Consider the following 18,318-nt stretch of genomic DNA (forward strand, 5'->3'; position numbering starts at 1 on the left):
GGAGACCCGGGCTCATCCACGGGATCAATGTCCCCAGGGGGGATCGGTCTTCCATCCGCCACCGCACAAGCGACAATAGCACAGCGCGGCGAAATCAAGTTACAAGGGGGCAAGGCCAGAGATAGATCGAGCGCTAGCCCCCTCATCCGATCCTTCGGGCCACCTTCTCCCCCTCTGGGAGAAGAAACAGGTGGCGACGTTTTGCCCCTTAAACACCCCCAAAAGAAACGCCGGGCACAGGGCCCGGCATCTCAATCGTTATTCTGCAAGCTTCACTCCGCAGCGAGCGGCGGTAGCCGCAATATGTTGCTGCCCTTGTCCGCGGCCTTGTCGCCGGTGCCCTTTTCCATGCTAGCGACGCGTGCCTCCAGCGAGGAGAGCGCCAGGCTGTTTTCGCGGGCGATCTCCGAGAGTTTCTCGTTGGAGAGGGCCTCTTCCTCCTCTTCCTTCTTGCCGACGAAGCGGCCGAAGAGGTGGGCGAGCAGGCGCGACAGGTCGTCCATGATGAGGAAGAAGGCCGGCACCACGATGAGGGACAGCACCGTCGAGACGATGATGCCGCCGATCACCGCAATCGCCATCGGCGCGCGGAACGAACCGCCTTCGCCGACGCCGAGCGCGGAGGGCAACATGCCCGCCGACATGGCGATGGAGGTCATGATGATCGGGCGGGCGCGCTTGCGGCCGGCCTCCACCATGGCATGCACCCGTTCCATACCGTGGCGGCGCATTTCGATGGCGAAATCCACCAGCAGGATGGCGTTCTTCGTCACGATGCCCATCAGCATCAGGATGCCGATGAGAACGGGCATGGACAGCGCGTTCTGCGTGATGATGAGTGCGACCGCCACGCCGCCGATGGCAAGCGGCAGCGAGAACAGGATGGTGAAGGGCTGGATGACATCCTTGAACAGCAGGATGAGCACGACCAGCACCAGCATCAGGCCGAGCAGCATGGCGTTGACGAAGCCCTGCTGCATTTCGCCCTGCACCTTGGCGTCGCCGCTTTCGGCGAGGCGCACGCTCGCCGGCAGGTCGGTTTCCGACACGATGCGCTTGAACTCGGCCGTCGATGTATCGAGCGCCGTGCCGAAGGGCACGTCGGAGCCGATGGAGACGACGCGGTTGCGGTCGTTGCGCTTGATCGAGCTTGGGCCTTCCGAATAGTCGATATCGGCAACGCTATAGAGCGGCACCAGCGACCCTGAGGCAGTCTTTATCTTCAGCGCGCGGATGGTGGCGAGATCGCGGCGGGTATCGAGCGAGGCCTGCACGCGGATCGGAATCTGCCGGTCATCCAGCGAAATCTTCGTCAGCTGCGCATCGATATCGCCGATGGTGGCGACACGCACGGTCTGCGAAATCTGCTGCGGCGTGATGCCGAGGCGGGCGATCTCATCCTTGCGCGGGCGAATCTGCAGTTCGGGGCGGGGCAACGCACCTTCCGAGCTGACATTGGCAAGGATGGGCGAGGCGCGCAGGCGGCTTTCGAGAATACCGACGGCGTCGTTCAGGTCCTTCTCGTTCGTCGAGAGGAAGTTGAAGGAGAGCTCGCGTTCCGCACGGTCGTTCAGCTTGATGATGCGGACATCCGGAATGCCGCGCACCTGCGCGAAAATATCCCGTTCCACATCCCATTGCGGACGTATGCGGCCCTTTTCCTCCACCTTCGGCAAGTATTGGCCGATGAGCGGAATGGAGCCCAGCCCCTTGTTGACCACCAGCTTGAGCAGCGAATGGTCGATGTGCTGGAGGATGACGTTGACGGTGGCGCGGCGGAGCTCCAGATCGCCCTTGGGCGAAGCGCCGCCGAGGATGAAGACGCTTTCGACGCCGTTGATGTCACGCAGGGCATGATAAATCTGCGTCGTCGTGCGGTCGGTTTCGTCGAGCGTCGCATTGGGCGGCAGTTCCACCGAAAGCGTCACGCGTGAGGCGTCGTCCGGCGGCAGGAAGCTGCCCGGAACGCCGGCAAGCAGAATGACGGAAGCGACGAGGAAGCCGATGGCGCCGAGCAGCGTCAGATAGCGCGCCCACCACTTGCGGGTGGTGGCGGTTACCATGCGCGTATAGGCCTTCATCAGCCGGCTGTCATTGTCGTGGTGATCGTCCATCGCATCTTCGGCGCGCATCAGATAGGCCGCCATCAAGGGTGTGATGAGACGGGCCACGGCGAGCGAGAAGAACACCGAGAAGGCGACGGTGAGGCCGAACTGGATGAAGTACTGGCCGGGAATGCCGGGCATGAACGACACCGGCACGAAGACCGCGATGATGGTGAAGCTGGTGGCGATGACGGCAAGGCCGATTTCATCCGCCGCTTCCAGCGCCGCCCGATAGGGCGTCTTGCCCATCTTGATATGGCGGGCGATGTTCTCGATTTCCACGATGGCGTCGTCGACGAGAATACCCGTGGCGAGCGTCAGGGCGAGGAAGCTGACGAGGTTGAGCGAGAAGCCCATGATATCCATGATCCAGAAGGTCGGGATCGCGGAAAGCGGCAAGGCTACGGCGGCAATCAGGGTTGCGCGCCAGTTGCGCAGGAAGAGCAGGACGACGATGACGGCGAGGATCGCGCCTTCGATCAGCGTGTCGAGCGCGGCCTTGTAGTTGCCATAGGTGAAATAGACGGCGTCATCGACCATTTCGATCGACACATCCGGATGATTCTTGCGCACCTCATCGAGGCTTGCCGCCACAGTTTCGGCGACCGAGACCTCGCTCGCGCCCTTGGAGCGGAACACCGCGAAGGTGACGGCGGGGTTGCCGTTGAAGCGCGAGAAGGATTTCTGTTCCTGATAAGTGTCGGTGACCGTGCCGAGCTCGGAAAGCTTGACGAAGCGGCCGTTGGAAAGCGCAATCGTGGTGTTGGCGAGCTGGCTCACATCGCGCGTGTCGCCGAGCGTGCGGATGGTCTGCTCGTTGCCGCCGACCTGGCCGCGGCCGGAACCGAGATCGATATTGGTGCCGCGCAGCTGGCTGTTCACCTCGGTGGCGGTGATGCCATAGGCGTCGAGCTTTTCGGGGCTCAGCGACACGCGCACCTCGCGGTCCGCGCCGCCGTAACGGTCGACCTTGCCGATGCCGGACTGGCCCTGGAGCGAACGCTTGATCGTGTCATCCACGAACCAGGACAGTTCTTCCAGCGTCATGTTGGGCGAAGAGACGGCAAAGGTCTGGATCGCCTGTCCCTCGACGTCGATCTTGCTGACGACGGGCACTTCGATATCGGCGGGCAGATCGCTGCGGATCTTGTCGATGGCGTCCTTGGTGTCTTGAACCGCCTCTTCCGTCGGCTTTTCGATGCGGAAGACAACCGTTGTCGTTGACTGTCCGTCGACCACGGTGGACTGGATTTCGTCGACGCCGCTGATGGCGGCGACGGCGTCTTCGATCTCCTTCGTCACCTGCATTTCCAGCTCGGACGGCGAAGCGCCGCTCTGGGTGACCGTGACGGCCACGACGGGAACGTCGATATTCGGAAAACGGGTGATGGGCAGGGTGTTGAACGCCTGCATGCCGAGGATCATCAAAAGCGCGAAGCCGAGCAGCGGCGCAATCGGGTTACGGATTGACCATGCGGAAAAGTTCATCTCATTCCCTCAGTCAGTTGGACGCAGCCGTCTGGGCTTCCACCGGTCTTATCCGGTCACCATCGCGCACGAATGCTCCAGCTTTCTCGACAACCTTGTCTCCAGCGGCAAGACCGCTGACAATCTCGATAAAACCGCCGTCTTCGATGCCGGTCTCGATCTTCACCTGCTTGACGACGTCGCCTTCCACCTTGCGGGTGGTCGAGCCTTCACGCCCGGAGGTGACGGCCGACAGCGGCAAAGCGAGCGCATTCGTCTCCTCGACGATGATCGCCGCGCTGGCATACATGCCGGAACGCGCCGGGCTGTCGGTCGGCAGAACCACATGCACGGAGCCGAGGCGCGTCGTCGGGTCGACGGTGGGTGAAACGAGGCGCACCTTGCCTTCTATTTTCTCAGCTCCGCCGGCAACCGTCAAATAGGCTTTCTGGCCTGCCTTGACCTTCTGGATATCGGTCTCGGAGAGATCGGCGACGAGTTCTATCGCGCCGTCCTTGATGACGGTGAACAGCGGATTGCCCGCACCGCTGGCGATTGCGCCGACCTTGGCGTTCTTGGCGGATACGATGCCGGCGACCGGGGTTTTCACGCCGGTGCGCGTCAGCTTCAGATCGATGTCGTCGATCTGCGCGTCGACGACCTTGATGTCGGCTTCGCCGGCGGAAACGGCCTGTTTGGCCGCATCGAGGCGGGCCTGCGCCACCTGAGCGGCCGCTTCGGTCTTTTCCGTTTCGGAGACGGAGCCGGAGCCGCTCTGGCCGAGCTTGGCGGCGCGGTCACGCTGGCGAAGGGCGTCATTGAGATTGGCCTGCGCTTCTAGCACCTGCGCTTTCGACTGGGTGACGGAGGCTTCAGCCTTGGCCTTGTTGGCCTCAAGCTGGCTCTTTTGCAGCACGAGGCTGTCGGAGGACAGCACGGCCAGAACCGCATTCGCTTCCACCCGGTCGCCGATATCGGCATTCAGCGTGTCGATCGACAGGCCGTCGACCAGCGGCTGGACGTAAATCTCGTCCACGGGGCGGATCGTGCCGGTGGCGATGATGCGGTCCACGAGATCGCGTTTTGCCGCATGGGCGACGATGATGGAGGGCAGGTTCTGCTGTTTGACCGGCGCCTGCGCCTCTCCCTCGGCTGCTGCGGAGAGGGGAAGCGCCGTTGCGGAAAGAAGAAGGAATACAAAGCGGTTAAACGTGACTTTATGCTGCATGTGTCTTGGCTCGCGCAATATCCGATCACATGTCCTGCAGCCCCAGGGCTCAATTAGAAGGTCATGCGATAGCGAATGTGAAACAAGGGATCACAATACTTCCTTTTCGATCCTCCCGATTCAAACGCCCCTCAACGCGAATCTTAAGCACCTTTGCCCTGTGCTTATTTTACAAGATCAAATTTGGCAGTCTTGTGGGCGGGACTGTAATTCTTGTTGTCGTACAAATCAATCCGCATAGCCGCGATGGTTGATATACATTTTTGTATAGGTCGGGATATTGTAATTCGTCAAATGGGTTACCAGCGAAATAGGCGCATTTCGGCAAAGCCTCCAAAAGAAGATCGACGCCAGATGGGAAATCGAGTTAAGCGATTCTCGGCCTTGTGCCGAGGATCTGCAACGTTGTGATTTTGTTGGCGTGGTTAGATCCTTGGGACAAGCCCAAGGATAACGTCGAGAGAGTTGTCGCCCTGGTACCAATCATAAATCAGAACGCGCGGACCTCCCGCGCGCTCCATTATTTAGGCGTCACTTCGAATTATTTCAGCGCCGCATCGGTGATTTCGGTAGTGTAGGCGCCTGTCGGTTCCTTGGTAATGACCGGGTCGGAACCGCCGCCCAGCAGCGTCTTGACCGTGCGGTCATAGTCCGCCTTATCGAGCGCGCCCTTCGAACCGGCGGTCAGTTTTGCCACTTCGCCCATCATGCGCTTCTGGTGTTTTTCGGTCTGGGCGCCGGAGGCGTCGTTTTCGAGAACGATATCGGCGGCGTCGTCAGGGTTTTCTTCCGCCCATTTCCAGCCCTTCATGGAAGCGCGGACGAATTTGACCATGTCTTCCTTGAACTTGGCGTCCTTCAGCTTGTCTTCCAGAACGTAAAGCCCGTCTTCCAGCGTCGCCACGCCTTCCGCCTCGTATTTGAAGGTGACGAGTTCCTCCGGCTTGATGCCGGCATCGATGACCTGCCAATATTCATTATAGGTCATGGTGGAAATGCAGGCGGCCTGCTTTTGCAGCAGCGGATCGACATTGAAGCCCTGTTTGAGAACAGTCACGCCATCGGCGCCGCCGGTTGTCGGGATTTTCAGATGCGCCATCCACGACAGGAACGGGTATTCATTGCCGAAGAACCAGACGCCCAGCGTCTTGCCCTTGAAATCCTCCGGCTTGGTGATGCCGGTTTCTTTCAGGCAGGTCAGCATCATGCCTGACGATTTGAACGGCTGGGCGATATTGACCAGCGGCACGCCCTTTTCGCGGGTGGCGAGTGCGGATGGCATCCAGTCGACGATGACATCAGCACCGCCGCCGGCCAGAACCTGCGCGGGTGCAATGTCCGGGCCGCCGGGCTTGATGTCGACATCGAGGCCTTCGGCTTCGTAAAAACCCTTGTCCTTGGCGACGTAATATCCGGCGAACTGCGCCTGGGTGACCCATTTCAGCTGCAGGGTGATCTTGTCGGCGGCCTGCGCTCCGAATGCGGTCAGGAGTGACGCGCCGGCAAGAAGCATGGATGCAAGTTTCATTTTCATCGCTGTTCCCTTTTTCGTTATTACGTTCGTCCCCCACGGACGGACGGATGCCAGAAGGTGACGGCCCGCTCTGCGAGCGCCACGAGACCATAAAAGCCGGAGCCGGCGAGTGCTGCGACCGCGATTTCGGCCCAGACCATATCGACATTGCTGCGGCCCATTTCCGCCGAGATGCGGAAACCCATGCCGACGATGGGCGTGCCGAAGAATTCCGCGACGATGGCGCCGATCAGCGCCAGCGTGGAATTGATCTTCAACGCGTTGAAGATGAACGGCCAGGCGGCGGGCAGGCGCAGCTTCAGCAACGTCTGCCACCAGCCGGCGGCATAGGTGCGCATCAGGTCGCGTTCCATGTGGCTGGAAGCGGCAAGCCCCTGAACTGTGTTCACCAGCATGGGGAAGAAGGTCATGATGACAACGACGGCGACTTTCGACTGCCAGTCGAAGCCGAACCACATGACCATGATCGGGGCAATGCCGACGACCGGCAGAGCCGAGACGAAATTGCCGATGGGCAGCAGCCCGCGCTGGAGGAAAGGCGAGCGGTCGATGAGGATGGCGACGGCAAAGCCGAGGCCGCAGCCGAGCACATAACCCGTCAGTACCGATTTGATGAAGGTCTGGCGGAAATCGGCCCAGAGTATCGGCAGGGAGCCGGCGAGCCGTGCAAGGATAGCGCTCGGAGCCGGCAGCAGAATGGGCGGCACGGAAAAACCGCGCACCACGCCTTCCCAGAGCGCGAGGATGGCCAGCCCGAAGAGGAGCGGCACGGCGATGCGGCCGATGCGTTTTGCCGCTGGCGTGGAGACGTGGCGGCGCACCAGCCATTCGTTGAAGGCCCAGGCGGCAAGCCAGAACAGGATCGCGCCGAAAAACCAGCCGGGATGGGTCATGGCCGGGCTCCCATTCTCTTGAGGACGGCGGCATGGGCGATGCCGATGATGGATACCAGCAGCGCAGCCACACCGGCGGCCATGAACAGCGCCGCCCATATCTGCACCGTCTGGCCGTAATAGGAACCGGAAAGCAGGCGCGCGCCGAGCCCGGCAACGGCGCCTGTCGGCAATTCACCGACGATGGCGCCGACCAGCGCAATGGCGACGGCGATCTTCAGCGAGGTGAAGAGATAGGGCAGCGCTGCGGGCCAGCGCAGCTTCCAGAATATCTGGCCGGGCGAGGCATTATAGGTGTGCATCAGGTCGAGCTGGATCGTCTCCGGGCTTCGGAGACCCTTCACCATGCCGACGACGATGGGAAAGAAGGAAAGATAGGTGGAGATCAGCGCCTTCGGCAGCAGCCCGGAAATGCCGATGGAATTCAACACGACGATAATCATCGGCGCGACGGCAAGGATGGGGATGGTCTGGCTGGCGATGATCCACGGCATGACGGAGCGGTCCATGGCGCGGTTATGCACGATGGCGACGGCAAGCAGGATGCCGAGTACCGCACCGATGGCGAAACCGAGCAGCGTGGCCGAGAGCGTAACGCCGGCGTGGTAAATGAGGCTGCGCTTGGAGGTGATGGCCTTGTTGACCGTGGTGTCCCACAGTTCGGCGGCAATCTGGTGCGGGGCGGGGAGAACCGGGCGCTCCTGCGCGAAGGTTTGCGGCAGGAGTTCGAAGAAGCCAGGTGTTTGACCGGCGCGGGTGGCCTGGTCGCGGGCGAAGGGCATGTTGAGGTAGACGACCGCGAGGTGCCAGAGGATGAGGATGGCGAGGAGGACGGTGAGGATGGGGAGGATGCGGTGGCGGAGGAGGGTCATGGGTTTTCGCTCCCTCGCTTTTGCCGCGGGTGGGGTTTAGCGGTGCCTTGTGGGTGTGGCTTACCCCCCTCTGCCCTGCCGGGCATCTCCCCCTCAAGGGGGGAGATCGACTCGTGGTGAGGTCTCGCACGTCTTAACGTTTGCGAATGAAGCGGTGGTCGCGCCTCTTGCCGATCTCCCCCCTTGAGGGGGAGATGCCCGGCAGGGCAGAGGGGGGTAATGCTGGCGCTAACCTCACCCCTCATAGCTATGCCCCGCCTTCAACCCCTCACGCACCCGATGCGCAATCGCCAGAAACTCCGGCGTCTCCCTGATGTCCAGCGGCCTTTCACGCGGCAAAGTGGATTCGATTACATCGGTCACCCGGCCCGGCCGCGGCGACATGACGACGATCTTGGTCGAGAGATAGACCGCTTCCGGAATGGAATGGGTGACGAAGCAAATTGTCTTGCCGGTCGCATCCCAGAGTTTCAGAAGCTGTTCGTTGAGGTGATCGCGCACGATCTCATCCAGTGCGCCGAAGGGCTCGTCCATCAACAGCAGGTCGGCATCGAAGGCGAGAGCACGGGCAATGGAGGCGCGCTGCTGCATGCCGCCGGAAAGCTGCCAGGGATATTTCTTGCCGAAACCGTTGAGATTGACGAGATCGAGCGTGCGCTCGATGCGCTCTCGCTGCTCGGCCTTGGTATAGCCCATGATTTCGAGCGGCAGCGCAATGTTCTTTTCGATGCTGCGCCACGGATAAAGGGCGGCGGCCTGAAAAACGTAACCGTAAGAGCGGTCCCGGCGGGCGTTTTCCGGCGTCGTGCCGTTGACGGTGATGTCGCCGGATGTGTGTTTTTCCAGATCGGCGATGACCCGCAGGAAGGTGGTCTTGCCGCAGCCGGAAGGGCCGATGAAGGAGACGAAATCGCCTTTGCCGACCTCCAGGTCGACATTGGAGAGTGCGTGTACCGGGCCATCGCCCGTTTCGAAAGTGAGGCCGAGATTTCTGGCGGAAACGACGGAATAGGGGGAGGCCTGGTTCATCTGGGCTTGGTTTCGCTTTCCGTCAGGGCCGCGCGCGCCAGCGGCAGCATTTGGGTTTCCGTAAGCCTTGCGATCGTTACGCCGGTGTGGCCGTCGAGATCGAGCCAGCGCACTTCCTCTATTTCCGCCTGCGGGGCGACATCGGCATGAAGCCTCGCGATGAATGTATGGGCGACGACGTCCGCCCCCGTCTCATTGGCGGCCTCCTCGCGAAAGACGCCTTCATAACGGGCGGCATTTTCGGGCAGCGTCAGGCCGATTTCCTCGGCAAGTTCGCGGTGAAGCGCCTGTTCCGGCGTTTCGCCTGGATCGATCTTGCCGCCCGGCTGCATGAATTGCGTGGTGCCGCGCTTGCGCACGACCAGCATCTGCCGCCGCTCATTGAGGAGAACGGCTGCGGCGATGACGATTTCGCGTTTCGGCCCGGCGCTCACGGTCATACACCCGATGCCGGAATGCCGCTGCGTTCCACCCTGCGCGGCGCGACGAGTTCCTTCCAGGTGGAAAGCGCCCGGCTGACGGCTGGATAAGCATCTCGGGCAATGAACTGGCCGTGGCCCGGCTGCGTTTCGATGGTGGCCTCCTCGATGCTGACGAGACCGCGCGACAGGGTGTAGCGCGGCAGGCCTTTGACCTTCTGGCCTTCGAACACGTTGTAATCGATGGCCGATTGCTGGCTCGCCGCGCTGATGGTCTTTTCCAGCGCCGGATCCCAGACGACGATATCGGCATCGCTGCCGACGAGGATCGCGCCCTTTCTGGGGTAGATGTTCAGAATCTTGGCGATGTTGGTGGAGGTGACGGCGACGAATTCGTTCATCGTCAGGCGGCCGGTCGCCACGCCATGGGTCCAGAGCAGCGGCATGCGATCTTCCAGCCCGCCGGTGCCGTTCGGAATCCTTCGGAAATCGCCAAGACCAAAGCGTTTCTGTTCGGTGGTGAAGGCGCAATGGTCGGTCGCCACGCATTGCAGCGAGCCGGAGGCGAGGCCCGCCCAGAGGCTGTCCTGATGCTGCCGGTTGCGGAAGGGCGGCGACATCACCCGGCGGGCGGCGTGATCCCAGTCGGCATTGGCATATTCGCTTTCATCGAGGATCAGGTGCTGGATCAGCGGTTCGCCATAGACCCGCATGCCATTTTGCCGGGCGCGGCGGATGGCTTCATGCGCCTGCTCACAGGAGGTGTGGACGACATAAAGCGGCGCACCCGCCATATCGGCGATGATGATGGCGCGGTTGGTGGCCTCGCCTTCCACCGAGGGCGGGCGGGAATAGGCATGCGCCTCCGGTCCGACATTGCCTTCCGCCATCAGCTTTTCCTGCATCTGCGCGACGATATCGCCGTTTTCCGCATGCACGAAGGGAATGGCGCCCAGTTCGGCGCAGCGCGAGAAGGAGGCGAACATCTCGTCGTCATTCACCATTAAAGCGCCCTTATAGGCCATGAAGTGCTTGAAGGAGTTGATGCCTTTTTCCCGAACCACCGTCTTCATCTCATCGAAGACCTGCTCGCCCCACCAGGTGACGGCCATGTGGAAGGAATAATCGCAACTGGCGCGCGTCGCCTTGTTGTCCCAGCGCTGCAGGGCGTCAAGAAGCGATTGCCCCGGCTCCGGCAGGCAGAAATCCACCACCATGGTCGTGCCGCCGGCAAGCGCCGCGCGCGTGCCGCTCTCAAAATCATCGGCGGAATAGGTGCCCATGAAGGGCATTTCCAGATGCACATGCGGATCGATGCCGCCGGGCATGACATAACATCCGGTGGCATCGAGTACCGTGCCGCCGGTCAGATCAGGCCCGATCTCGGTGATCCTGCCGCCTTCGATCTTCACATCGGCCTTATAGGTGAGGTCGGCGGTGACGATGGTGCCGTTTTTGACGAGTGTGCTCTTCATAGGCCCGTTCCCTGCTAGAATTCTGAGATCTGACAAGCGTTTATTGTAAAATTACTCTCATGAATCATCCGGAAGCATGTTCCTGGCCCCGCGCAGGCTGCATCTATATCTTGTTCGGTTTTTTCGATTTTCTCGATTTTAATAGGAAGTGTGGCTGTTCTCTTGCAATTGGCAAGAGAAGAGTTTTTGGCGTTGGACTGCGTGAGGTAGATTTTCCCATTTATATTATCCGAATAATATTTCTCAAATTTTTCAACATTAATTTTATACTCAATGTTTGTCTTGAAATAACCGATCACCGGGTTTTGTAAAATTTTTGAAACTGACATTAGGGCAGGTTGCTCGACGAAGTCCGGAATGTTCAATCCGATATGAAAATCACCGTCGATCCCGGCCAGTGCCTCTGTAAAGAAGAGATAATCGTCCCGCCCCAATTGTTTCGGGCATTCTCCGGCCATCGCGCAGTTGTTTCCTTCTTCGAGATCGTAGACGAATGTTCCTCGCTTTGAGCCTTCCTGCGTGACTTTTATTCTGCCTTTCTCCTTTACCAGTTCCGCGCTCGTAAACCCCATGTCTGCCGCATCCAACCATAGTTTGCCGATTGGGCCATCGTTCGCTGGGTTACGGAATATGATCAGGTTTTGCTCTCCGAGTGGGTGCGCTTGCCTGTCAGGAAAGTCGTCGCTTTTCTCGAAGACCGAGAAGGAGATATGTCCGCCGTCAAAAGGCTTTTCTATATCCAGATACTGTAGCTGAATGGTGGTTTGCGCTCGTCGGTTTTCAGTTTTGAGCGTTTCCGTCTCCCTCTTCGCCTGATCTGCCTGATAGGCCGTTTCCCGGCTGATGAAGATGTTGACGCTACCAGTTACTATAATGAGCATAATCAGTAGAACGCCCACGCCACCAACTTTGTCTACAGCGCCATCCTTCTTGTAGAAGAACGCCAGAACGCCTGACAGAAGAGTCATTCCTGCGATTATGGTGCCTAGGTCCATCGTTATTCCGCGATCTCCGCAGTCTCCAGCACTGCATGCAGCAGCACATCGCAGCCGGCGGCTGCCCATTCCGGCGAAATCTCCTCGGCCTCATTGTGGGAAAGCCCGTCCACGCAAGGGCAGAAGATCATGGTGGAGGGGGCGACCCTTGCCGTCCAGCAGGCATCGTGGCCGGCGCCGGAGATGATATCCATGTGGCTGTAGCCGAGTTTTTCGGCGGCAGAGCGCACGCGGCCGACCAGAACGGGGTCGAAGGTGACGGGATCGAAATGGCCGATGGCCTCGATTGAGCAGCCGACGCCGAGTTCTTCGGCGATCTGCGGCACCTCGCGCTCGAAGATGGCGCGCATGCTGTCGAGTTTCGCCTGTGAGGGGGTTCTGAGGTCGATGGTGAAGACCACCTTGCCGGGCAGCACATTGCGGGAATTGGGCGTGAAGATCATCTGGCCAACGCCGGCGACGGCGCCGGGCTGGTGAGCCATGGCCACCTCCTGCACCTTTTCGAGAATGCGGGCGGTGGCAAGGCCGGCATTGACGCGCATGGCCATCGGGGTGGAGCCGGTGTGGGCTTCCTTGCCGGTCAGCGTCACTTCCAGCCACCACAGGCCCTGGCAATGGGTGACCACGCCGATTTGTTTGCTTTCCGCTTCCAGGATCGGCCCCTGTTCGATGTGATATTCGAAATAAGCGTGCATTTTGCGCGCGCCCACCTCTTCCTCGCCCAGCCAGCCGATGCGCTTCAGCTCTTCGCCATAGGTCTTGCCGTCGGTATCGGTGCGGCCATAGGCATAATCGAGATCGTGAATGCCGGCGAAGACGCCGGAGGCCAGCATGGCCGGGGCAAAGCGCGCGCCTTCCTCGTTTGACCAGTTGGTGACGGTGATCGGGTGTCTGGTTTTGATGTTCAAGTCATTCAGGCTGCGCACCACCTCCAGCCCGGCCAGCACGCCGAGCACGCCATCGAACTTGCCGCCGGTCGGCTGGGTGTCGAGGTGGCTGCCGATATAAACGGGAAGCGCATCCGGATCCTCGCCGGGGCGGGTGGCGAACATGGTGCCCATGCGGTCGACGCCCATCGTCAGGCCCGCCGCTTCGCACCAGCGCTGAAAGAGGCGGCGGCCTTCCGCATCCTCATCCGTCAGCGTGCGGCGATTATTGCCGCCGGCAATGCCGGGGCCAATCTTCGCCATATCCATCAGACTGTCCCACAGACGGTCGCCATTGACCGTCAAGTTCTTACCCGCCGCCATAAAGTGTCGTCCTCACCTGTTTTGTTTTTATCGAAGCAAAGCTTGTGCCGTTCCCTTTTTTGCCGGTTAAGATAACAGCCATTGCCTTGTGATGGCGATGGGGGATAAATTGACCGGCTGGTAAACATTGCAAATTCGCGGTGGCGTCAGCAAGGGATTTCGTGACGAATCGCAGTAATTTTGCCTAAACTGTACGCGTAGATTATTTTTTAAGCATACTGTAACGGCAATTGCATGGAAAAGAAACAGAGAGCTGAGAATGGCCATACCGCGCGCAGCGAAAACACAGAAGCGGACCCGCATTCAGGAAGAAAAGCAGGAAGCGATTCTTGAAGCCGCGCTCAGTGTTTTTTCCACAAACGGGTTTCGCGGTTCCACCATCGATCAGATTGCCGAGGCGGCCGGCATGTCGAAACCGAACGTGCTTTATTATTTCCGCACCAAAGAGGCGATGCATCGCGCGCTGATCGAGCGGGTGCTGGACACATGGCTCGACCCGCTGCGCGCTTTCGATGCCGAGGGCAATCCTGAAAGCGAGATTCGCTCCTATATTCGTCGCAAGCTGGAAATGTCGCGCGATTTCCCGCGTGAAAGCCGCCTGTTCGCCAATGAAATCCTACAGGGCGCGCCGCATATCGAGGATGAGCTGAAGGGGCCGCTGAAACAACTGGTGGATGAAAAGGCCGAGGTGATCCGCGCCTGGGTGAAGGCCGGACGGATGGCCAAATGCGATCCTTATCACCTCATTTTTTCCATCTGGTCGACCACCCAGCATTATGCGGATTTCGATGTGCAGGTGCGGGCGGTGCTGGGCGAGAAGAATGGCGGCGAGGGCCGTTTCGAGGATGCGGCCCGGCATTTGGAGCAGCTTTTCATGGGCGGATTGCGGATAAACGGCTGAAGGGAACCGTTCTCGCGCCTAGAGTGTTTTCGCGTTCTTCGAATCGCGAAAACACTCTAACTCTTTGTTTTGGCGCATTTCCGGACGGAAAACCGGGTCCACTTTTCCTGGAAATGCTCTAAGCAATCGATTCTTTATGCCGAAACATGAGGAAAATTATCACCTTTATACTTTACTCCAAAACTCATCTTTATTATGGTGCCGGCATCCCGAACGTCCGGGGCATTGAAAAATCAACCGGCAGGTGAGGGAATGGCACGCAAGGAAAAGAAGAAGGCCGAACGTGGCGGCAAGCAGGGCAAGGGCGTTCCCCAGACCGAGCGGGATGTGGCCGAACAGCAGCTTTCCGGTCCCAAAAGCTTTCTTTATGTCGGCGGCCGTGACTGTCAGGTTGCTCATCTTCGCCAGATCGCCAGCAATTTCGGCGCGGAGCTCATTCATCACGATGGCGGCCTGCGTGAAGCCGTCTCCCGCATCGATACCGTGCTTCCCTCCGTCGACTGCGTTTTCTGCCCGATCGACTGTATCAGCCACGATGCGTGTCTGCGGGTGAAGTCCGGTTGCAAGAAATTCGGCAAGACGTTCATTCCGCTGCGCAACGGCAGCAAATCCAGTCTGGAGCGGGCGCTGCAGACCATGAATGAACGGACCTCCAGCGATGAGCGACGAGCGCAATAATTTTAAGGGTGAAGAGCCGGCGGCGGAAGCCTGCCGTGTCGAACTGCACAAGATGGCCGAGCAGGCTGCCGATCCGGCCCTGACCGATATCTATGAAATCATCGGTGAACGCGAAAGGCGCAACCGCCTTGCCAGAAGCGGCGGCAATGTTGTGACCTTTCCCTATTTGCGCACCCGCCAGCCCGGTGAAACGCCGTCCTTCGAGATCGGCGCGGCGGCCGAAGAGGGCCGCAATATCCTCTCGTTTCGCTGGACGCGGCGTAAGGGCTAAAGCTGAAGCATCTCCAGTCAAAGTGCGAAGCGGTTTTACGTCCGGAAAATGCGTAAAACAAAGAGGCAGGGCACGTCCGACGGTTCGGTTTAAACCGGACGCGCTCTAGCCCTTCGGCTTCAGAAATGCTCCCGCGCACAGCACCAGCCACCCGCCGATCATGCCGAGGCCGCCCGTGGGTGCGGCGTAGGGAAACAGGCTGTAGCCGGAAAAATGCCGGGTAACGAGATCGCCGACGAAGACCGCAGTGCCGAGGCCGAGGGTCAGGCCTGCCGGAATGGCGGTTCTGATGCGATCCGCGCCGATATGGAGCGCCACCAGCACCGGCGCATGCGCCAGCGCCATGGCCGAGGCATTGCCGAGCATATAGGTTTCGCCGGTATGGGTGGCGGCGGCTGCAAGCATCACACCGGCCGCGCCGAGCAGGCCGCCTAGCAACAGAATGAAGGCCCGCAATCTTTCGCGGGGCAGGCTTGCGATGGTCGCGCTCTGCGTGGTCATTGGCTGTCCGCCTCCTGGTTCTGCATGTGAAAGGCCAGCCGCTCCACCGGCGTCCAGATGATCTCGCGCAGCTTCGGGTTTTCGATGGTCTCGTCCGTGGCGCGGCGGAAGCAGAGCAGCCATTCATCCCGCTCTGCCGGGCCGATGGGGGCGACGAAATGACGCCGCCGCAACATCGGATGGCCGTGTTTCTCGACATAGACGGGCGGTCCGCCAAGATATCCCGTCAGATAATCGTAAAACTTCGCCTCGCTGCCGGAAAGATCGGCGGGATGGATGGCGCGGCAGCGCGCCGCTTCCGGCAGGGTATCCATCAATTCGTAAAAGCGCCGGGTCAGCGCCCTGACGGTCGCATCGCCACCTATCGCTTCATAAAGGGTAATGGTCTCGCCGCTCATAATCCGCCTCTCTTGGCCCTCCGGTCCTTATCGCTCCATGGAGCCGGAAGAGCAACGGGGCACGGGCGGGGTGCGACATTTGCGACACGGCGCTGATAAGTCCTCAGTTTTCACTTTCGACGGATCGTTGGATAGCCTCCACAGCGATTTTGAGCGGCGGCACATGTTCGGTGACCACGGCCCAAACGACGTCATTCGCGATCTTGTGGTACTCATGACGCAGAATATTGCCGATTCCCCGAATCTGTTTCCACGGTACGTCCGGCGCAAGCTCCAGCAAGTCATCGGGTAGGTGACGGGACGCCTCGGAGACGATTTCGAGGGCGCGTTGCACGGCGAGTTTGAGGAGCCAATTTTGCTGGAAATCAGTGAGCGACAGGCCTGCGGTGTGGGTCTCAATGCCGTTTATGGCCTCCAGAATTTCGGCGAGAACCGGCCCGACCCTACGTCTGGTCATCAAAATATCCGTACGGCGGATTGCTCGATGTCATTCCGGAGCAGCGGGTGGAGGCTGTTGCGTGTCGTCACGTCGACTTCCACGGCCAATTCTTCTTCCAGAAACTGCTTGATACCGACGAGATCGATCAACGAAAAACGGCGGCCCGGATCATAGTCGATGAAGATGTCCAGATCGCTGGAGGCAAGGGCCTCATCGCGGGCCGTCGATCCGAAAAGATAGAGCGACGTCGCGCCCATGCTTTTCACTGCATGGGCGTGGCGCTTGAGTTTCCTGATTGCGTCCGTTCTCTTCATGCGTGCAGCTTACACCATCGCGTATGCGGCATCCACTCTCACCCAAAATTGCGGATGAGATCGAGCCCCTTGTTCAAAAGCGTTTCGGCCTCGTCCTGATTGGCGGCTTCGACGTAGCAGCGCATTTCGGGAGCGTTGCCGGATGGGCGGAAATGGATGGTGCTGCCATCGGTGAGCGCGACGCGCAGGCCGTCGATGTCGCTCAGCGCCTTCACGGTGCCGACCGGTGCGAGGAAGGCCTCGAGATTGCTGCGCGAGGCGCGCAGATGCGTCATCAGGGCGGCGCTCTTTTCCTGCGCGAAATTTTCCAGACGGTCGGCGGCGGCGACCGGCAGGTTATAGGCGGCGGCGATCTGCGACAGCGGCTTTTTCTGTTCTGCCGAGAGAAGCAGCACGGCGAGAACCGGCAGGAAGCTGTCACGCGTCGGCAGCGGCGAAAGCGCCCGACCGTTAAGTGTGAAGGCAGAGGCCGTCAGCAGGCCGCCATTGGCCTCGAAGCCCATGACACCGTTCTTGCCGGCGGCGAGCGCCTCAGCCATTCCCGCGATCACGAAAGGGGAGCCGACTTTGGTGCGGACGACGTCGAACGAACCGCTTGCCTCGATGCCGGAATTGGAGGTGACGGGGGTGACGACCACGCCGGCGCCGAGGAAATTGGCGGTGATCAGGCCGATGAGGTCGCCGCGCAGCGGCACGCCGTTTTCATCGGTCAGCAGCGGACGGTCGCCGTCGCCATCCGCGGAAACGATGGCGTCGAGACCGTGCTCCGGCGACCATTTCTTGAGAAGGGCCAGCGTTTCCGGCGAGACCGCTTCGGTATCGACAGGGATGAAGGTTTCGGAGCGGCCGAGCGGAACGACATCCGCACCATAATGGGCAAGCACGTCGACAAAGAGATCGCGCGCCACCGTGCTGTGCTGGTAAACGCCGATCTTGAGGCCGGAGAGCGCTTTTTCCGGCAGCAGCGCGATGTTGCGCTCGTAGAAAAGTTCGGCTGCGGTGGCGGAATGGTCCTCGGCGGTCGCCGCCTCGTCGCTGATGCCTTCCGCTTCGATTTCGGTGGCAAGAGCGGCAATCGCCGTCTCGTCCTGCTTGTCGATTTCGCCGTCCGGGCGGTAGAACTTGATGCCGTTGCGGTCGGCCGGGATATGCGAGCCGGTGATCATCAGCGCGCCGGCCTTGAGCGTCAGGCCGTAAAGCGCCAGCGCGGGTGTCGGCACCGTGCCGCAATCGAACGGGGTCAGGCCGGCTTTTTTGAGCGCGGCGATGCAGGTGGCGGAAACATCCGGGCTCGAATCGCGGAAATCGCGGCCGACGAGAATGGGATCGCCCGCCTTTGCCTGGCCCGATGTGAGAAGGTGCCTTGCAAATGCCGTGGCATAGACGGCAGAAGCTTTTCCTTTCAGATCGACGGAGAGGCCGCGAAGGCCGCTCGTTCCAAATTTCAGGCTCATTCCAAACTCCGTTTCGATAAAATCTTTGAGGGTCAAATGGATAATGCAAAAATATAACGGTTGAAAGAACCGTATCGATCCATTCAAGTCAATCA

The 18,318-nt window shown here is 60.2% G+C and carries 17 protein-coding genes and 1 pseudogene; 3 read left to right on the plus strand and 15 right to left on the minus strand.

Annotated features, from left to right (window positions below; genetic code table 11):
• Positions 1-272 precede the first annotated feature (272 nt).
• The 10 genes from PIB16_RS07210 to PIB16_RS07260 all read right to left on the minus strand — a co-directional run bounded on the left by PIB16_RS07210 (position 273) and on the right by PIB16_RS07260 (position 13,267).
• Positions 273-3,593: an efflux RND transporter permease subunit gene (locus PIB16_RS07210; RefSeq protein WP_080851006.1), complete on the minus strand. Its 3,321-nt coding sequence runs from the start codon at positions 3,591-3,593 to the stop codon at positions 273-275.
• Positions 3,594-3,606: 13 nt separating this feature from the next.
• Entirely contained in the window at positions 3,607-4,800 is a 1,194-nt protein-coding gene (locus PIB16_RS07215; RefSeq protein ID WP_003520590.1) for an efflux RND transporter periplasmic adaptor subunit, read from the minus strand.
• 541 nt (positions 4,801-5,341) lie between these two features.
• Positions 5,342-6,334, minus strand: coding sequence for an ABC transporter substrate-binding protein (locus PIB16_RS07220; protein WP_020813653.1), 993 nt, complete (start codon positions 6,332-6,334; stop codon positions 5,342-5,344).
• Positions 6,335-6,354: 20 nt separating this feature from the next.
• Complete coding sequence (locus tag PIB16_RS07225) at positions 6,355-7,227, minus strand: ABC transporter permease (protein WP_080851011.1); 873 nt, start codon at positions 7,225-7,227, stop codon at positions 6,355-6,357.
• Positions 7,224-8,099, minus strand: a complete 876-nt coding sequence (locus PIB16_RS07230) for an ABC transporter permease (protein ID WP_059754454.1) — start codon at positions 8,097-8,099, stop codon at positions 7,224-7,226. The genes PIB16_RS07225 and PIB16_RS07230 overlap by 4 nt, the downstream gene beginning before the upstream one ends.
• A 234-nt stretch (positions 8,100-8,333) precedes the next feature.
• On the minus strand, positions 8,334-9,128 hold the full coding sequence (locus PIB16_RS07240; protein WP_271045304.1) for an ABC transporter ATP-binding protein: 795 nt from the start codon (positions 9,126-9,128) through the stop codon (positions 8,334-8,336).
• A complete protein-coding gene (locus PIB16_RS07245; protein WP_020813657.1) occupies positions 9,125-9,568 on the minus strand; it encodes an NUDIX hydrolase in 444 nt (147 codons plus the stop codon). The genes PIB16_RS07240 and PIB16_RS07245 overlap by 4 nt, the downstream gene beginning before the upstream one ends.
• Positions 9,565-11,022 (minus strand): dihydropyrimidinase, encoded by a 1,458-nt coding sequence (gene hydA / locus PIB16_RS07250; RefSeq protein WP_271045305.1) that lies wholly within the window; start codon positions 11,020-11,022, stop codon positions 9,565-9,567. The genes PIB16_RS07245 and hydA overlap by 4 nt, the downstream gene beginning before the upstream one ends.
• Positions 11,023-11,036: 14 nt before the next feature.
• Positions 11,037-12,017, minus strand: a complete 981-nt coding sequence (locus PIB16_RS07255; RefSeq protein WP_271045306.1) for a hypothetical protein — start codon at positions 12,015-12,017, stop codon at positions 11,037-11,039.
• A 2-nt stretch (positions 12,018-12,019) separates the two neighbouring features.
• Positions 12,020-13,267, minus strand: a complete 1,248-nt coding sequence (locus PIB16_RS07260; RefSeq protein WP_271045307.1) for a Zn-dependent hydrolase — start codon at positions 13,265-13,267, stop codon at positions 12,020-12,022.
• A gap of 259 nt (positions 13,268-13,526) precedes the next feature.
• Here PIB16_RS07260 and rutR point away from each other — a divergent pair, with 259 nt between their 5' ends.
• From rutR to PIB16_RS07275, 3 genes and pseudogenes are all read left to right on the plus strand, one after another.
• The gene (gene rutR, locus PIB16_RS07265) at positions 13,527-14,168 is read left to right on the plus strand and encodes an HTH-type transcriptional regulator RutR (protein WP_003520582.1); all 642 of its coding nucleotides are present in this window, start codon (positions 13,527-13,529) and stop codon (positions 14,166-14,168) included.
• A 354-nt stretch (positions 14,169-14,522) separates the two neighbouring features.
• A pseudogene (locus PIB16_RS07270) lies at positions 14,523-14,846 on the plus strand (DUF2325 domain-containing protein); the annotation flags it as partial.
• Positions 14,827-15,117, plus strand: coding sequence for a hypothetical protein (locus PIB16_RS07275; protein WP_020813661.1), 291 nt, complete (start codon positions 14,827-14,829; stop codon positions 15,115-15,117). The pseudogene PIB16_RS07270 and the gene PIB16_RS07275, both read left to right, overlap by 20 nt.
• Positions 15,118-15,222: 105 nt before the next feature.
• Here the strand turns inward: PIB16_RS07275 and PIB16_RS07280 are convergent, their stop codons facing one another.
• From PIB16_RS07280 to uppO, 5 genes are all read right to left on the minus strand, one after another.
• Positions 15,223-15,618 (minus strand): DUF423 domain-containing protein, encoded by a 396-nt coding sequence (locus PIB16_RS07280; protein WP_185740780.1) that lies wholly within the window; start codon positions 15,616-15,618, stop codon positions 15,223-15,225.
• Entirely contained in the window at positions 15,615-16,016 is a 402-nt protein-coding gene (locus tag PIB16_RS07285) for a group II truncated hemoglobin (protein WP_125145488.1), read from the minus strand. Before PIB16_RS07285 ends, PIB16_RS07280 begins: the two co-directional genes overlap by 4 nt.
• 103 nt (positions 16,017-16,119) lie before the next feature.
• Complete coding sequence (locus tag PIB16_RS07290) at positions 16,120-16,473, minus strand: HepT-like ribonuclease domain-containing protein (protein ID WP_174036381.1); 354 nt, start codon at positions 16,471-16,473, stop codon at positions 16,120-16,122.
• The gene (locus tag PIB16_RS07295; protein ID WP_003520575.1) at positions 16,473-16,769 is read right to left on the minus strand and encodes a nucleotidyltransferase family protein; all 297 of its coding nucleotides are present in this window, start codon (positions 16,767-16,769) and stop codon (positions 16,473-16,475) included. The genes PIB16_RS07290 and PIB16_RS07295 overlap by 1 nt, the downstream gene beginning before the upstream one ends.
• 38 nt (positions 16,770-16,807) lie before the next feature.
• The gene (gene uppO / locus PIB16_RS07300) at positions 16,808-18,223 is read right to left on the minus strand and encodes a polysaccharide biosynthesis phosphomannomutase UppO (RefSeq protein ID WP_271045308.1); all 1,416 of its coding nucleotides are present in this window, start codon (positions 18,221-18,223) and stop codon (positions 16,808-16,810) included.
• Between the last annotated feature and the right edge of the window lie 95 nt (positions 18,224-18,318).

Origin of the sequence: Agrobacterium sp. ST15.13.015, from assembly GCF_027871645.1 — a bacterium.
Lineage (GTDB): Bacteria > Pseudomonadota > Alphaproteobacteria > Rhizobiales > Rhizobiaceae > Agrobacterium > Agrobacterium leguminum.

What these genes read in the sequence shown, in the direction of transcription:
- hydA (WP_271045305.1), bottom strand. Translation starts at nt 11,022, where the DNA reads ATGAAGAGCACACTCGTCAAAAACGGCACCATCGTCACCGCCGACCTC.
- PIB16_RS07260 (WP_271045307.1), bottom strand. Translation starts at nt 13,267, where the DNA reads ATGGCGGCGGGTAAGAACTTGACGGTCAATGGCGACCGTCTGTGGGAC.
- PIB16_RS07210 (WP_080851006.1), bottom strand. Translation starts at nt 3,593, where the DNA reads ATGAACTTTTCCGCATGGTCAATCCGTAACCCGATTGCGCCGCTGCTC.
- PIB16_RS07295 (WP_003520575.1), bottom strand. Translation starts at nt 16,769, where the DNA reads ATGAAGAGAACGGACGCAATCAGGAAACTCAAGCGCCACGCCCATGCA.
- PIB16_RS07240 (WP_271045304.1), bottom strand. Translation starts at nt 9,128, where the DNA reads ATGAACCAGGCCTCCCCCTATTCCGTCGTTTCCGCCAGAAATCTCGGC.
- PIB16_RS07215 (WP_003520590.1), bottom strand. Translation starts at nt 4,800, where the DNA reads ATGCAGCATAAAGTCACGTTTAACCGCTTTGTATTCCTTCTTCTTTCC.
- PIB16_RS07230 (WP_059754454.1), bottom strand. Translation starts at nt 8,099, where the DNA reads ATGACCCTCCTCCGCCACCGCATCCTCCCCATCCTCACCGTCCTCCTC.
- PIB16_RS07225 (WP_080851011.1), bottom strand. Translation starts at nt 7,227, where the DNA reads ATGACCCATCCCGGCTGGTTTTTCGGCGCGATCCTGTTCTGGCTTGCC.
- PIB16_RS07275 (WP_020813661.1), top strand. Translation starts at nt 14,827, where the DNA reads ATGAGCGACGAGCGCAATAATTTTAAGGGTGAAGAGCCGGCGGCGGAA.
- PIB16_RS07290 (WP_174036381.1), bottom strand. Translation starts at nt 16,473, where the DNA reads ATGACCAGACGTAGGGTCGGGCCGGTTCTCGCCGAAATTCTGGAGGCC.
- rutR (WP_003520582.1), top strand. Translation starts at nt 13,527, where the DNA reads ATGGCCATACCGCGCGCAGCGAAAACACAGAAGCGGACCCGCATTCAG.
- uppO (WP_271045308.1), bottom strand. Translation starts at nt 18,223, where the DNA reads ATGAGCCTGAAATTTGGAACGAGCGGCCTTCGCGGCCTCTCCGTCGAT.
- PIB16_RS07220 (WP_020813653.1), bottom strand. Translation starts at nt 6,334, where the DNA reads ATGAAAATGAAACTTGCATCCATGCTTCTTGCCGGCGCGTCACTCCTG.
- PIB16_RS07285 (WP_125145488.1), bottom strand. Translation starts at nt 16,016, where the DNA reads ATGAGCGGCGAGACCATTACCCTTTATGAAGCGATAGGTGGCGATGCG.
- PIB16_RS07280 (WP_185740780.1), bottom strand. Translation starts at nt 15,618, where the DNA reads ATGACCACGCAGAGCGCGACCATCGCAAGCCTGCCCCGCGAAAGATTG.
- PIB16_RS07245 (WP_020813657.1), bottom strand. Translation starts at nt 9,568, where the DNA reads ATGACCGTGAGCGCCGGGCCGAAACGCGAAATCGTCATCGCCGCAGCC.
- PIB16_RS07255 (WP_271045306.1), bottom strand. Translation starts at nt 12,017, where the DNA reads ATGGACCTAGGCACCATAATCGCAGGAATGACTCTTCTGTCAGGCGTT.